The sequence below is a fragment of the Bradyrhizobium sp. Bra78 genome (assembly GCF_024519855.1).
Lineage (GTDB): Bacteria > Pseudomonadota > Alphaproteobacteria > Rhizobiales > Xanthobacteraceae > Bradyrhizobium > Bradyrhizobium japonicum_G.
The window spans coordinates 231,047-244,509 of the sequence record NZ_JALJRE010000004.1 but is presented as its reverse complement, the minus strand read 5'-3'; the positions used below and the strand labels follow the sequence as shown (position 1 = coordinate 244,509).

13 protein-coding genes are annotated in these 13,463 nt (G+C 66.1%); 11 read left to right on the top strand and 2 right to left on the bottom strand.

The genetic code is table 11. The annotated features are described in order from the left end of the window. The first annotated feature begins 205 nt into the window (after positions 1–205). The 7 genes from uvrC (at position 206) to OC450_RS11730 (ending at position 6,521) form a co-directional block, all read left to right on the top strand. On the top strand, positions 206–2,272 hold the full coding sequence (gene uvrC, locus OC450_RS11760) for an excinuclease ABC subunit UvrC (RefSeq protein WP_262047922.1): 2,067 nt from the start codon (positions 206–208) through the stop codon (positions 2,270–2,272). Positions 2,273–2,368: 96 nt separating this feature from the next. After that, the gene (gene pgsA / locus OC450_RS11755) at positions 2,369–2,986 is read left to right on the top strand and encodes a CDP-diacylglycerol--glycerol-3-phosphate 3-phosphatidyltransferase (protein ID WP_211381463.1); all 618 of its coding nucleotides are present in this window, start codon (positions 2,369–2,371) and stop codon (positions 2,984–2,986) included. Further along, entirely contained in the window at positions 2,983–3,234 is a 252-nt protein-coding gene (gene moaD, locus OC450_RS11750; RefSeq protein WP_211381462.1) for a molybdopterin converting factor subunit 1, read from the top strand. Before pgsA ends, moaD begins: the two co-directional genes overlap by 4 nt. A gap of 3 nt (positions 3,235–3,237) precedes the next feature. Continuing rightward, positions 3,238–3,750 carry a molybdenum cofactor biosynthesis protein MoaE gene (locus tag OC450_RS11745; protein ID WP_211381461.1) on the top strand — a complete coding sequence of 171 codons (513 nt, stop codon included), beginning with the start codon at positions 3,238–3,240 and terminating at the stop codon, positions 3,748–3,750. Continuing rightward, complete coding sequence (gene prmB / locus OC450_RS11740) at positions 3,750–4,709, top strand: 50S ribosomal protein L3 N(5)-glutamine methyltransferase (RefSeq protein ID WP_211381460.1); 960 nt, start codon at positions 3,750–3,752, stop codon at positions 4,707–4,709. The genes OC450_RS11745 and prmB overlap by 1 nt, the downstream gene beginning before the upstream one ends. 92 nt (positions 4,710–4,801) lie before the next feature. Further along, on the top strand, positions 4,802–5,389 hold the full coding sequence (locus OC450_RS11735) for a phage holin family protein (RefSeq protein WP_211381459.1): 588 nt from the start codon (positions 4,802–4,804) through the stop codon (positions 5,387–5,389). A gap of 1 nt (position 5,390) precedes the next feature. Beyond that, positions 5,391–6,521 (top strand): YihY/virulence factor BrkB family protein, encoded by a 1,131-nt coding sequence (locus OC450_RS11730; RefSeq protein WP_211381458.1) that lies wholly within the window; start codon positions 5,391–5,393, stop codon positions 6,519–6,521. A gap of 45 nt (positions 6,522–6,566) precedes the next feature. Here the strand turns inward: OC450_RS11730 and OC450_RS11725 are convergent, their stop codons facing one another. Beyond that, positions 6,567–7,406, bottom strand: coding sequence for a class I SAM-dependent methyltransferase (locus OC450_RS11725; protein ID WP_211381457.1), 840 nt, complete (start codon positions 7,404–7,406; stop codon positions 6,567–6,569). A 120-nt stretch (positions 7,407–7,526) separates the two neighbouring features. Between OC450_RS11725 and OC450_RS11720 the strand changes: the two genes are divergently transcribed. The 3 genes from OC450_RS11720 (at position 7,527) to OC450_RS11710 (ending at position 11,578) form a co-directional block, all read left to right on the top strand. Beyond that, a complete protein-coding gene (locus OC450_RS11720; RefSeq protein WP_262047921.1) occupies positions 7,527–9,089 on the top strand; it encodes a winged helix-turn-helix domain-containing tetratricopeptide repeat protein in 1,563 nt (520 codons plus the stop codon). A 143-nt stretch (positions 9,090–9,232) separates the two neighbouring features. Further along, complete coding sequence (locus OC450_RS11715) at positions 9,233–10,708, top strand: EAL domain-containing protein (protein ID WP_262047920.1); 1,476 nt, start codon at positions 9,233–9,235, stop codon at positions 10,706–10,708. Between the two features lie 15 nt (positions 10,709–10,723). After that, positions 10,724–11,578, top strand: a complete 855-nt coding sequence (locus OC450_RS11710; protein ID WP_211381454.1) for a TIGR01459 family HAD-type hydrolase — start codon at positions 10,724–10,726, stop codon at positions 11,576–11,578. A gap of 119 nt (positions 11,579–11,697) precedes the next feature. Here OC450_RS11710 and OC450_RS11705 read toward each other — a convergent pair whose 3' ends face one another. Beyond that, positions 11,698–12,093: a response regulator gene (locus OC450_RS11705; RefSeq protein WP_007596883.1), complete on the bottom strand. Its 396-nt coding sequence runs from the start codon at positions 12,091–12,093 to the stop codon at positions 11,698–11,700. Between the two features lie 229 nt (positions 12,094–12,322). Between OC450_RS11705 and OC450_RS11700 the strand changes: the two genes are divergently transcribed. Then, entirely contained in the window at positions 12,323–13,294 is a 972-nt protein-coding gene (locus OC450_RS11700; RefSeq protein ID WP_262047919.1) for a bifunctional riboflavin kinase/FAD synthetase, read from the top strand. Positions 13,295–13,463: the final 169 nt, after the last annotated feature.

Below are 13,463 nucleotides of genomic sequence, written 5' to 3'. Positions count from 1 at the left end.
CGCCGCGCCGGGCCGTGTCGCATGGTTACGAAACCAAGATCTTTTCGCGTAAGATTTATCGAGAGTTTTAAGTTAAAGCGCTGTTAAGCCGGGTTACCGCGCTGTTAACAGGCTTAAGCAAGTGTTACCGGGAACTGCGCCGTCATCTGTGCGTACGGCACGGCCGGAACTTCAAATCGGTCGCCCCAGCACCTAAATTCGTTCCATGGCTCACGATTCCCCTGACAATCCGGACGACGCGCGCGCGCGCAGACCCGTGCGCGGCACCGCGCCGGACGCCCCGTCCCGGGAAACGGACATGGGGCCGCCGGACCTCGATCCCGCGACCGCAAGCGGTGACGACGAGGACGATGCGCGGCTGCCTGATATCCTGGAAGAGAACGGCGCGGTCGGCGAAGAGCCGCTGGCGACCGGCCACGAGGCGATCGAGCGCGCGGTGCGCCTCGCCCCCACCTCGCCCGGCGTCTACCGCATGCTCAATGCGACCGCCGACGTGCTCTATGTCGGCAAGGCCAAGAACGTCAAAAAGCGCCTGTCCAACTATGCCCGCCAAAGCGCGCCGCAGCCGGCGCGCATCCTGCGCATGATCGCCGCCACGGTGACCGTCGAGATCGTCTCGACCAACACCGAGACCGAAGCGCTGCTGTTGGAGGCCAACCTCATCAAGCAGCTGCGGCCGCGCTTCAACGTGCAGCTGCGCGACGACAAGTCGTTTCCCTACATCCTGATCACCGGCGACCATTGGGCGCCGCAGATCCTCAAGCACCGCGGCGCGCAGACCCGGCCCGGGCGCTATTTCGGCCCGTTCGCCTCCGCCGGCGCCGTCAACCGCACCATCACGGCGCTGCAGCGCGCGTTCCTGATCCGCTCCTGCACGGATTCCTTCTTCGAGAGCCGCAGCCGGCCCTGCCTGCTTTACCAGATCCGCCGCTGCGCCGGTCCCTGCACCCGCGAGATCGACTTCCCCGGCTATACGACCCTGGTGCGCGAGGCGAGCGACTTCCTGTCCGGCAAGAGCCAGGCGGTGAAGCAGGAGCTCGCCGGCGAGATGGAGAAGGCCTCCGGCGAGCTCGAATTCGAGACCGCGGCACTCTACCGCGACCGCCTCGCCGCGCTGTCGGCGATCCAGTCGCAGCAGGGCATCAACCCGCGCACGGTGGAGGAAGCCGACGTGTTCGCCATCCACCAGGACGGCGGCTTCTCCTGCGTCGAGGTGTTCTTCTTCCGCACCGGGCAGAACTGGGGCAACCGCGCCTATTTTCCGCGCGCGGAGAAGAGCTATACGCCCGAAGAGGTGCTCGGCTCCTTCCTTGCCCAGTTCTACGACGACAAGCCGCCGCCGCGGAACATCCTGCTCTCGCACGAGATCGAGGAGAGCGAGCTGCTCGCCAATGCGCTGTCGATCAAGGCCGGCCACAAGGTCGAGGTCGCAGCGCCCAAGCGCGGCGAGAAGAAGGAGCTCGTCACCCACGCGCTCACCAATGCGCGCGAAGCGCTGGGCCGCAAGCTCGCGGACACCGCGACGCAAGGCCGCCTGCTGGACGCCATGGCCACGACGCTGAGCCTGCCGCATTCGCCGAAGCGGATCGAGGTCTACGACAACAGCCACATCCAGGGCACCAACGCAGTCGGGGCCATGATCGTCGCCGGCCCGGACGGTTTCGTGAAGAACCAGTACCGCAAGTTCAACATCAAGTCGGAAGGGCTGACGCCCGGCGATGACTACGGCATGATGCGCGAGGTGCTGGAGCGCCGCTTCAAGCGCCTGATCAATCCGCCCGAGGAGGGCGCCAAGGTCAAGGACGACGATTTCCCGCAATGGCCCGATCTCGTGATCATCGACGGCGGCCGTGGCCAGCTCAACGCCGTCCGCGAGATCTTCACAAATCTCGGCTTGACCCAGGTCTCGCTGATGTCGGTGGCCAAGGGGCCCGACCGGGATGCCGGCCGCGAGACCCTGTTCATGCCGGAGCGCGAGGCGATCAAGCTGGAGCCGCGCGATCCCGTGCTCTATTTCATCCAGCGGCTGCGGGACGAGGCACACCGCTTCGTCATCGGCTCGCACCGCAAGCTGCGCAAGAAGGACATCCGCGAGGCCGGTTTGCAGGAGATTCCGGGCATCGGCCCGTCACGCAAACGTGCCTTGCTGCATCATTTCGGAACCTTGAAGGAGATCGAACGGGCCTCGATCGCCGATCTCGGCAAGGTTCCGGGGGTGAGCGCGGAGAGCGCTCGCAGGATTTTCGATTATTTCCATCCCCAGCCGGGGTGAACTAAGGGGGCCGCGGTCATATGGTCGTCGCATCCCGCGGCCCATTTTGGGAGCGGAACGGTTGACCTTCAGGCTGCAGCGGTATTGGTAGGACGAATGAACATCGCCACGACACGAGGGACGACCAGCCGCGCGATGTCCCTCCCGAACATCCTGACCTACGGCCGGATCGCCGCGATCCCGGTCGTGGTCGGGTGCATCTATGCACAGTCGATCATGGACGGCTCGCTGTGGCTGCGCTGGCTCGCGGTCGCCATTTTCATCGCGGCTGCGGTCACCGACTACCTCGACGGCTATTACGCGCGGATCTGGAATCAGCAATCGGCGTTCGGCCGGATGCTCGATCCGATCGCCGACAAGCTGCTGGTCGCCTCCTGCCTGCTGATGCTGGCCGCCGACGGCATCATCCACGGCTGGTCGCTATGGGCCGCGATCGTGATCCTGTGCCGCGAGATCCTGGTCTCGGGCCTGCGCGAATACCTCGCCGCTTTGCGGGTGAGCGTGCCCGTGACCAAGCTTGCGAAGTGGAAGACGACCGTTCAGCTCATCGCCATCGGCTTCCTGCTGGCCGGTCCGGCCGGCGACGAAGTGGTGCCCGTGGTCTCGATGATCGGGCTGGCGCTGCTGTGGGCCTCGGCGATCCTCACCATGTACACCGGCTACGACTATTTCCGTGCCGGCATCCATCACCTCATCAAGGAGGATGAGGGATGAAGGTGAAGTATTTCGCCTGGGTACGCGAGCGCGTCGGCAAGGCCGAGGAGACCATCGAGCCGCCTGCGACCGTGCGCACCGTGGAGGAGCTGATCGCCTGGCTGTCGGGCCAAAGCGAAGCCTACGCCTACGCGTTCGAGAAGCCGAAGGTGATCCGCGCCGCGATCGACCATGCCCACGTCAGGCCGGACGCTGCGATCGCGGGCGCCCGCGAGATCGCGTTCTTCCCGCCGATGACCGGCGGCTAGGCCATGTCTTCTCCCGTGACCACCTCCCCTGTGACCACCTCCCCTGCTACCACCTGCCCCGTCACCATCCGCATTCAGCAAGACGATTTCGACATCGCGCGCGAGATCGCGGCCCTGACCAGGAGCCGCACCGACATCGGCGCGGTCGTGAGCTTCTCCGGCATCTGCCGCGGCGACGAGGACAGTGCGAAGATCGCAGCGCTCACGCTCGAACATTATCCCGGCATGGCGGAGGAAGAGATCAGGCGCCATGCCGACGAGGCGGTATCGCGCTGGCCGCTCAACGGCGTCACTGTGATCCACCGTGTCGGCCGCTTCATGCCCGGCCAGAACATCGTGCTGGTGCTGACCGCCTCGCAGCACCGCCAGGCGGCATTCCAGGCGGCCGAGTTCCTGATGGACTATCTCAAGACCAACGCGCCGTTCTGGAAGAAGGAAGAGAGCGCCACCGGCACCGGCTGGGTCGAGGCCCATGCCCGTGACGACGAGGCGGCCGCACGCTGGACCCGATCCTGATGGCGAGAGCGACGAGAAAGACCCCGCGCGGCCCCGCCGCGCCAAAACTCGCGAAGGTCGGCCCCGGTGAGCTGGTCACGCTGATCGATTTCGTCCGCTATGCGGTCAGCCGCTTCAATGAGGCAAAGCTCGCCTTCGCCCATGGCACGACCGATCCGGTCGCCGAAGCCGCCTTCCTGGTCTGCGAAGCCCTGCATCTGCATCCCGACCAGTTCGAGATTTTTGCCCATGCCCGCCTCACGTCGGCGGAAGGCAAGACCCTGCTCGATCTCATCCATCAGCGCGTCACGACGCGCAAACCGGCCGCCTATCTCGTCAACAAGGTCTACATGCGCGGCCTGCCCTTCTATGTCGACGAGCGCGTCATCGTTCCGCGCTCCTTCATCGGCGAGCTCCTGGATTCGCATTTCGGCGGCGACGGCGATGCCGGCTCGCTGATCGACGATCCCACGGCCGTCGAGCGCGTGCTCGACCTCTGCACGGGATCGGGATGCCTCGCGATCCTCGCCGCACATCATTTCCCGAACGCGACGATCGATGCCGTCGATATCTCGAAGGGCGCGGTCGAAGTCGCCGCGCGAAATGTCCGCGAATACGGGCTCGACGACCGGATCAGTCTGCACCGCGGCGACCTGTTCACCCCGCTCGGTGACAACAAATACGATTTGATCATCACCAACCCGCCTTACGTCGACGCCGAAGGCATGGCGGCGCTGCCGCCGGAGTGCCGCGCCGAGCCGAAGCTCGCCTTCGACGGCGGTGCCGACGGCCTCGATGTGGTCCGCCGGATCCTGCGAGACGCGCCCGATCATCTGACGCCGGACGGCGGGCTGATCTGCGAGATCGGCCGCGGACGCGAACTGGTCGATGAGGCCTTTCCTGAACTGCCGCTGCTCTGGCTGGACACCGAGGAGTCCGAGGGCGAGGTTTTCTGGATCGCGGCGGCCGATCTGGGCTGATCCGTCACGACAGCTGCGACCCCGGCGGAACAAGTCAAATTCCGCCACGTTCATCCCCTGACGAATTTTCTCGCTCTCGGAGGATGTCCCGCATGCTCGCGCCATCGGGCGAATTGCTGCGCGCCGGCGTGGCGCTGAAACTCAACCATCTCAAGCGCGCCGCACAGTCCTATCTGCGTGACCGCACCAATCAGGCCACCGGACGCGCAACCTCCTATGCGGTCGCGGCGGGGCTGTTCGCGGCGGCCGGGCTGTTCCTGATCGCGACCTTCCTTGTCGGTCTGATCGCGCTGTATCGCTGGGTTGCGATCACATACGGACAATTCTGGGGCTTTGGCGCCGTCGCAGCCCTGCTCCTGGTGTTGGCTGCAGCCTGCGCCGGAGTGGCCATGGCCCAAATCAAGCGCCGGACCAGGCCGATCGTGCCGCTCGCCAGCCGCATGCGCGTTGCGATCGCCACACCGCGGATCCCGCGCGGGACGGTCCAGCAGGCGGTGAAGGAGGTCGCAACGACGATCCCGCTGGTTCCCCTCGCGCCCGGCGAACGCCGCCACGGCGGCAACATTTCGCGGGCTGCGACAAACCGGCCCGTACAGCTTGGCCTGATGCTCGCCGCGATCGGATTGGTGGGCTTCACAGCCGCGCGTCGGAGACGTCACGGTCACCGCTTGGACGCCTGACATGCGTGCGCGGCAGTCCGAGCAGTTCGACAGCTGGCTGCTGGTGGCAGCCACGACGGTTTTCGTGCTCACGGCGGAACGATACTTTCAGGACTCCGGCTTGATTCGGCCGGGGCCTCCGCAGGACCACCGCAACAACGAAGCAAGCTCACCGGAAACGAACCCGGCAGGCGCAGCCCTGCAGGCCGGCCATGGCCGCCGCTCGAAAAGCCCGTTCGCGATCCCCTGGAGGGGCTGGAAGGACATTTTCTGGCGGACCTACCAGCGCATCGACGACGACCGCCTGCTCGCGACCGCCGGCGGCGTCGTATTCTTCGGGCTGCTCGCGATCTTCCCCGCCGTCACCGCGCTGGTCTCTTCCTACGGACTGTTCGCCGACCCCTCGACGATCAGCAGCAATCTGCAAACGCTCGCGCTGATGCTGCCCGAGGGCGCGTTCCAGATCGTCGAGGACCAGGTCGCGCGCGTGGTGTCCAATGGCAATACGGCCCTCGGCGTGACTTTCCTGTTCGGCCTCCTGCTTGCGATCTGGAGCGCCAATGCCGGCGTCAAATCCATCTTCGACGCCCTCAACGTCGCCTATGAGGAGCGCGAGAAGCGCAGCTTCATCAAGCTGAACCTGATTTCTCTGAGTTTCACGGTCGGCGGCATCGCCGCACTGCTGTTGATGGTGGGCGCCGTGGTTGCCTTCCCGCTCGCGCTCGACCATCTCGGCATGGCGCCCGAGAGCAAGCTGATCGTCGCGCTGGCGCGCTGGCCGCTGCTGCTCGTCATCCTGCTGGCGGCGCTCGCCATCCTCTACCGCTTCGCGCCCAGTCGCGACGCGCCGCGCTGGCAGTGGCTGAGCATCGGCGCGGTGACGGCCGCGATCCTCTGGATTGCCGGCTCCGCCTTGTTGTCCTGGTATCTGTCCGAATTCGCCAATTACAACGCGACCTACGGCTCGCTCGGCGCGGCGATCGGACTGATGATGTGGATGTGGGTGTCGGCGATCGTCATCATGTTCGGCGCCGAGCTGAATTCGGAGATCGAACGGCAAACCCTGCGCGACACGACCACCGGGCGGCCCAAGCCGCTCGGCAACCGCGAGGCCGTCTCGGCCGATACGGTCGGCGCCGCCGCGCCAACCTGATCACGGCGGTCAGGCCGGAGATTGTCCGGCCTGACCGATTCGCCGTCACCGCTTGGTGATGACGGCTTCCAGATACTCGCTGTGCACCACGACCGTGCCGTCATCGGCATGGTTGAACTCGTCGAGCAGCGTCATGAGATCGCGCCGCAGCGCCGCCTGGCCGCTCTCGTCGAGGGCGGCGAACGCCTTCAGCATCGGCCCGTAAAACGACTTGAACACGTCGAGCCAGTGATCCGGCGAGCGATAGCGGAACACGAACATGCGCGGTTCGGCGGCGATCTCCGAGGCCTGGCCTCCGAACATCTCCTCAAGCCGCGCCGGCGTGCCCCACAGCGCGGGCGACTTCACCCCTGCCGGCGGCGGCAAATGCTTGCCGATAATCTTGAAGAGCTGGCCGATAAAGCCTTGCGGCGTCCAATTGGCGAGGCCGATCTTGCCGCCGGATTTGCAGACCCGCGCGAGCTCGGAAGCCGCCTTGTCCTGGTCCGGCGTGAACATGACGCCGAAGGTCGAAAGCACGACGTCGTAGCTCGCATCCGCAAACGGCAACGCTTCGGCGTCCGCCTCGCGGAACTCGACCATCAGATGCTCCGCCGCGGCCCGCTCGCGGCCGCGCTTGAGCAGCGCCGGCACATAGTCGGTGGATGTGACGTCACACCAGCGCCGCGCCGCTGCCAGCGTCGCATTGCCGTTGCCGGCGGCGACGTCCAGCACCTTGCTGCCGGCGCGCAGGTCGAGCGCCTCGCAGAGCTGCTCGCCGACGATCTGCAAGGTGGTGCCGACGACGGCATAGTCGCCGGACGACCAGGCGCCGTGCTGGCGCTGCTTCACGGCGGCGAGATCGGGTTGGGCTGTGGCCGGCTTGATCGCGGCGGATGTCGACATGGCAATCTCCTGCGGTTGAAAACGCCGGGACGATAGGGCGCATGCGGTTCGCTGGCCTTGAGAGCGGCGTTATTTTAGGCTGAGAGCACCTTGATTTCCGGACAGGAGCCGAGGAGCAGCGTGACATTTCAGTTCGAGGATTTCGTGCTCGATCCCGAACGCCGCGAATTGCGGCGGATGGAGACGCTCGTCGCGATCGAGCCCCAGGTGTTCGATCTGCTGCTCTATCTGGTCCGCAACCGTGAGCGCGTGGTGACACGGGACAATCTGCTCGACGCGATCTGGAACGGCCGCGTCGTCTCGGAATCCACGCTGACCAGCCGAATCAACGCGGCGCGCCGTGCGGTCAACGACAATGGCGACGAGCAGCGGCTGATCCGCACCATCGCCCGCAAGGGCATGCGGTTCGTCGGCGAGGTGACCGAGCACTCCAAAGCAGCAACACCAGCTGCGGCGGCCGGACCGTCCGCCCCGCCACCGGCGGCCTTGCAGCTGCCCGACCGTCCCGCCATCGCGGTCCTGCCCTTCGTCAACATGAGCGGCGAGGCCGAACAGGATTATTTCTCCGACGGCATCAGCGAGGACATCATCACCGCGCTATCGAAGCTGCGCTGGTTCTTCGTCATCGCGCGCAACTCCTCCTTTGTCTACAAGGGCCGCTCGGTTCACCTGCGCCAGATCGCCGAGGAGCTGGGCGTGCGCTATGTCGTCGAGGGCAGCGTCCGCAAGGAAGGCGACCGCGTCCGCATCACCGCGCAGCTCAACGACGTCGCGACCGGCAGCCATCTCTGGGCCGAACGCTACGACCGCGAGCTCGCCGACGTCTTCGCCGTGCAGGACGAGATCACTGAACGCATCGTCGCCGCGATCGAGCCGCAGCTCTATGCCGCGGAGAATTTTCGCGCCGAGCGCAAGCCGCCCGGCAGCATGGATGCCTGGGATCTCGTGATGCGCGCCCTCTCCCACTACTGGCGCGTGACGCGGCACGATCACGTGGTGGCACAGGCCCTGCTCGAAAAGGCCATCGCGCTCGACCCCGACTACGGCAAGGCGCTCGGGCTGCTCGGCACAAGCTACATGTTCACGGCGCATATGGGCTGGATGGAGATGGCCGCCGCCATATCCGCCGCCGAGCGCGCGGCGGGGGCCGCAATCCGCGCCGACAGTGAGGATGCCTGGGCGCACAATGCGCTCGGCCATGTCAATCTGTTCGCACGGCGGTTCGACGACTCGCTGGCCGAATTCGAGACCGCGCTGCGGCTCAATCCGAACTTTGCGCTCGCGCAGGGCTATTATGGGCTGGCGCTCGGCTATTGCGGCCGCTGGCGGGACGCCGACGAGGCGGCGCGGCGAGCGATCCGCCTCAGCCCGCGCGATCCCTACGCGCCGGTCTATTTCGGCATCGCCGCCTTTGCCCGCTTCCTCGGCAGCGACTACGAAGAAGCCATCCGACTGGCGCAGGAATCCCTGCGCCAGCGCAGCGATTTCGTCGGCGGACACCGGGTACTGACCGCGGCCGCCGGCATGGCCGGGAATGCCGAGACCGCCAGCGCGGCCCTGAAGGAACTCCGCCGCGCGCAGCCAAACGTGTCGCTGGCCTGGATCGCCGAGTTCATGCCGATCAGGCTCGCCCCCGACCGCGAGCACTACCTCGAAGGCTTTCGCCGCGCCGGGCTGACCTGACCCGCGAACAGGCCGCTATCCCCTCGAATCAACAATGATGTTAGGCTCGTGCCGCTTGGGGGAGCATGAGGCGTGACGGGGTCGCACAGTGGCCCGTGTTTTCCCGGGGTGAGGCAGCAGCTCTTTGAGGCGTAGCGCGCGGCATGATTCGCATTTCGACGATCTTCATCGCCATTTGCATGGTTCTGGTCGCGGCCTCGCTCGGGCTTGTGCTCTACGCGGTCGCGGGCATCAGCGGAACCGAATCCGCGATCGTGGCGCTGACCGCCCTGACCTTCCTGATCCTCTACAATGCAGTGTCGATGCGGCTGCGCGACCGCAGCGACGTCGGCGGCCAGATCGCCGACCTCTCGCGCGGCACCGCCGACCTCGCCCGCCAGGTGGCCGAGTTCGGCCGCCGGCTTGCGGCCGTCGAGGGGCGCATCGCTTCTTCCAATTCGACCAACTCCGACCGCATCCAGTCGGTGGTGGGCGAGATCAACGAGCTCGGCGGACTGGTCAGGCAGCTCGCCACCACCGTGTCGGCCCATGAGGATCTGATGGCCGGCCACGCGCCGGTGCCGGTCCCCGCCCCGGTGGCGAGGCCGGAGCCGGAGGCACCGCTCGACCTGATGGCTTTCGAGGAGCTGCCGGCTGCCCCTCCCCCAGTGCCCGCACCGCCGGCGCGGCCGGCCCCACCGGCGATCCAGAGCCGGACCGCCAATCCGGTTCAGACGACCAATGGCCGCAACCAGACCCAATTGCTGGCGACGCTGCGCAACGCGATCGACGAGAACCGCATCGACATCTTCCTCCAGCCGATGGTGACGCTGCCGCAGCGCAAGGTCCGGTTCTACGAGGCGGTCACGCGCCTGCGCGACGAGCGCGACCAGCTGATCGCGGCCGAGGAATTCATCAGCATCGCGGAGGCCTCGGGCCTGATCGGGCGCATCGACAACATGGTGATGCTGCGCTGTGTGCAGGTGCTGCGGCGGCTGATGGTGCGCAACAAGGACGTCGGCGTGTTCTGCAACGTCGCGGCCTCCACGCTCGGCAATTCCACCACCTTCGCGCAATATCTCGACTTCCTCGAAGCCAACCGGGCGCTGGCGCCCTCGCTGGTGCTCGAATTCAAGCAATCGACGTTCCGCAATCTCGGCCCGGCCGAGACCGAGAATCTTGCTGCGCTCGCGCAGCGCGGCTTCCGTTTCTCGATCGACCATGTCACGGATTTGCGCATCGAGCCGCGCGAGCTCGCCGACCGCGGCGTGCGCTTCATCAAGGTGCCGGCGACGCTGCTGCTCGACCCGAAACAGGCGTCGGCCTCGGACATCCACCCCTCCGACCTCTCCGACCTGCTCGGTCGCTTCGGCATCGACCTGATCGCCGAGCGGATCGAGGGCGAGCGCGCCGTGATTGACCTGCTCGACTATGACGTTCGGTTCGGCCAGGGGTTCCTGTTCGCGCCGCCCCGGCCATTGCGGCCGGAGGGGGCATCTGCTACCGGCGGGGCCGCGCCGGCCCAGGCGCAGGACACTCAGGGATCCAATGGCTCCGGCACACCCAGCCCAGGCGCGACGTCAGCCGCGCCTCCGGCACAACGCATCACCGGCAACGCCGCGCTCGCGCGCCGCCTCTGATCGGCCCCGCGCATCATGACCACGCTGCATTTCGCCGAAAGCCTGCGCGAGCTCGTGGGCGGCGTGGACGTCGTGCTCAGCGACATATGGGGCGTGGTTCACAACGGCCTCGAATCCTTCCCCGAAGCCTGCGAAGCGCTGCACACCTATCGCAGCCGCGGCGGTACGGTGATCCTGATCACAAACGCGCCGCGCCCGGCCGACTCCGTGCAGCGGCAATTGCGCAAGCTCGGCGTCGCCGACGAAACCTACGACGCGATCGTGTCGTCAGGCGACCTGACTCGGCTCTATGTCGCCGCGCATCCCGGCAGCAAGATGTTCTGGCTCGGTCCCGAGCGCGACAACTCGATCTACCGCGGCCTCGATGCGGTGACCGCGCCGCTGGAAGAGGCCGATTACATCGTCTGCACCGGCCTCTATGACGACGAGACCGAGACGGCGGAAGACTATCGCGGCATGATGCTGAAGGCGCGCGAGCGCAAGCTGACGCTGGTCTGCGCCAACCCCGACATCGTGGTGGAACGCGGTGACCGGCTGATCTATTGCGCCGGCGCGATCGCCGAGCTCTATCGCGAGCTCGGCGGCGAGGTGATCTTCTACGGCAAGCCGCACCGGCCGATCTACGAGCGCGCGATGGCGCTCGCCGGCGAACGCCAGGGCCACCAGATCGACCGCAAAAAGGTGCTGGCGATCGGCGATTCGGTCCGTACCGATCTCACCGGCGCGCGCGAGTTCGGCATCGATTGCCTGTTCGTGACCCGCGGCATCCATGCCGAGGAGTTCGAGGGGCTCGACCAGCTCGACCCGGCCTCCGTGCTGGAATTGTTCGGCCACCCGCCGAAGGCGCTGATGCGCGAACTGAAATGGTAGTGAGCTGATCGACACTCCGCAGTCGCGTGAGCATCGATCCCGGAACGACAAACCCAATAAAGAAAGCCCGGGACAACCGCCCGGGCCTTCCGAATTCACCTGATGGCTTCGATCGCGCCTTACGCGCTCGCCATGTCCGGGAAGACCGCCTCGATCTTGGTCTTCAGCGTCGCCGCGTTGAACGGCTTGACGATGTAGTTGTTCACGCCGGCCTTCTTGGCCGCGATCACGTTCTCGGTCTTCGATTCGGCCGTGATCATGATGAAGGGCGTGGTGGCGAGGTTCGGATCCGCGCGCACTTCGCGCAGCAGGTCGTATCCCGTCATCGGCTCCATGTTCCAGTCGGAAATCACGAGACCGTACTTCTTGCCGCGCATCTTGTTCAGCGCAGCCGAACCGTCGCTGGCATCATCGATATTCTCGAAGCCAAGCTGCTTCAGGAGATTCCTGATGATCCGGATCATGGTGCTGTAGTCGTCCACCACCAGAACCGACATCGACAAATCAACCGCCATCTCGACTCCCCCAACGCAAACCAAGGAATATTACAATCGGACCTGCCAAGCCGGAGCCCGGCGGTTCCACTCGCCAAGGACTAACACCAAGGCGTTAAACAGCCCGTTAATTGGGGGCGCCCCCGCTTGACTGAAATCGCATTCGAGGCGGCCGCCCCCTCCCGCTTGACTTCATCCGGCCGGTCAAGCCACGGTCCCGGCCGGTCCCGCCGGCTCGAGAATTCCCCTGATGGCCCCGCATTTTACCATTATCCGCGACACCACGCCGGACTCCGCGATTGCAAGGGGCGCCGTGGTCGCCATGGGCAATTTCGACGGCGTTCATCTCGGCCACCGCGCCGTGATCGCTGCAGCCCTGGAGATGGGCCGGACACATGGCCGCCCCGCGCTGGCATTGACCTTCGAGCCGCACCCGCGGCGATTCTTCAGCCCTAACACCCCGCAATTCCGCCTGACGGGAGAACGGGCCAAGCTGCGGCTTCTGGCCGGCACCGGGCTTGCCGGCGCCGTGGTCATGACCTTCGACAAGGCCAGGGCCGGGACCAGCGCACAAGATTTCATTCACCATGAGCTGATCGGACGCCTCGGCGTCAGCGGCATCGCGGTCGGTTACGACTTCCATTTCGGCAAGGGCCGCGTCGGCTCGCCGAGCCTCCTGGTCAACGAGGCGCCCCGGCTCGGCATCGAAGTCGACGTGCAGCCGCACGTCGATTTCGACGAGCGGCCGGTCTCCTCCAGCGCGATCCGGATCGCGCTCGCCGAGGGCCAACTCGACGAAGCCACCAACATGCTGGGCGGCCCCTGGTTCATCACCGGCGAGGTCATCCACGGCGAGAAGCGCGGCCGCGATCTCGGCTATCCCACGGCCAACATCCGCCTGGATGCCAATTGCGGCCTCAAGCACGGCATCTATGCGGTGCGGGTCGGCCGCGGCACCGAACGCCTCGACGGTGTCGCCAGCTTCGGCCGCCGCCCGACTTTCGACAATGGCGCCCCGCTGCTGGAAATCTTCCTGTTCGACTTCAAGGGCGACCTTTACGGGCAGGCGCTCGACTGCGCCTTTGTCGGCTTCATCCGCGAGGAGCTGAAATTCGACAGCCTGGATGCCCTGATCCGCCAGATGGACGACGATTCCACCCGCGCCCGCACCATGCTCGCGGCCGCCCCGGACGCGTTTCCGAGGCTTGGCGTGATCGATTGAGGGCTCAAGGCGGGCCTGTCGGCCTTTGCGCTTCCCCCGCCCGGCTGCTATGGAGAGCCCATGTTTGCGCGGCGCATCATAGGGATTAGCGGCCCGGCTTCCGCCTGAGCTTTCGGCTCGGCGCAAGACCGGGATTTTGTCGTTTCACCCCGCGATTCCGCATCGCCAT

Coding starts and splice junctions, on each gene's coding strand:
- uvrC (WP_262047922.1), top strand. CDS start 206: ATGGCTCACGATTCCCCTGACAATCCGGACGACGCGCGCGCGCGCAGA.
- pgsA (WP_211381463.1), top strand. CDS start 2,369: ATGAACATCGCCACGACACGAGGGACGACCAGCCGCGCGATGTCCCTC.
- moaD (WP_211381462.1), top strand. CDS start 2,983: ATGAAGGTGAAGTATTTCGCCTGGGTACGCGAGCGCGTCGGCAAGGCC.
- OC450_RS11745 (WP_211381461.1), top strand. CDS start 3,238: ATGTCTTCTCCCGTGACCACCTCCCCTGTGACCACCTCCCCTGCTACC.
- prmB (WP_211381460.1), top strand. CDS start 3,750: ATGGCGAGAGCGACGAGAAAGACCCCGCGCGGCCCCGCCGCGCCAAAA.
- OC450_RS11735 (WP_211381459.1), top strand. CDS start 4,802: ATGCTCGCGCCATCGGGCGAATTGCTGCGCGCCGGCGTGGCGCTGAAA.
- OC450_RS11730 (WP_211381458.1), top strand. CDS start 5,391: ATGCGTGCGCGGCAGTCCGAGCAGTTCGACAGCTGGCTGCTGGTGGCA.
- OC450_RS11725 (WP_211381457.1), bottom strand. CDS start 7,406: ATGTCGACATCCGCCGCGATCAAGCCGGCCACAGCCCAACCCGATCTC.
- OC450_RS11715 (WP_262047920.1), top strand. CDS start 9,233: ATGATTCGCATTTCGACGATCTTCATCGCCATTTGCATGGTTCTGGTC.
- OC450_RS11710 (WP_211381454.1), top strand. CDS start 10,724: ATGACCACGCTGCATTTCGCCGAAAGCCTGCGCGAGCTCGTGGGCGGC.
- OC450_RS11705 (WP_007596883.1), bottom strand. CDS start 12,093: ATGGCGGTTGATTTGTCGATGTCGGTTCTGGTGGTGGACGACTACAGC.
- OC450_RS11700 (WP_262047919.1), top strand. CDS start 12,323: ATGGCCCCGCATTTTACCATTATCCGCGACACCACGCCGGACTCCGCG.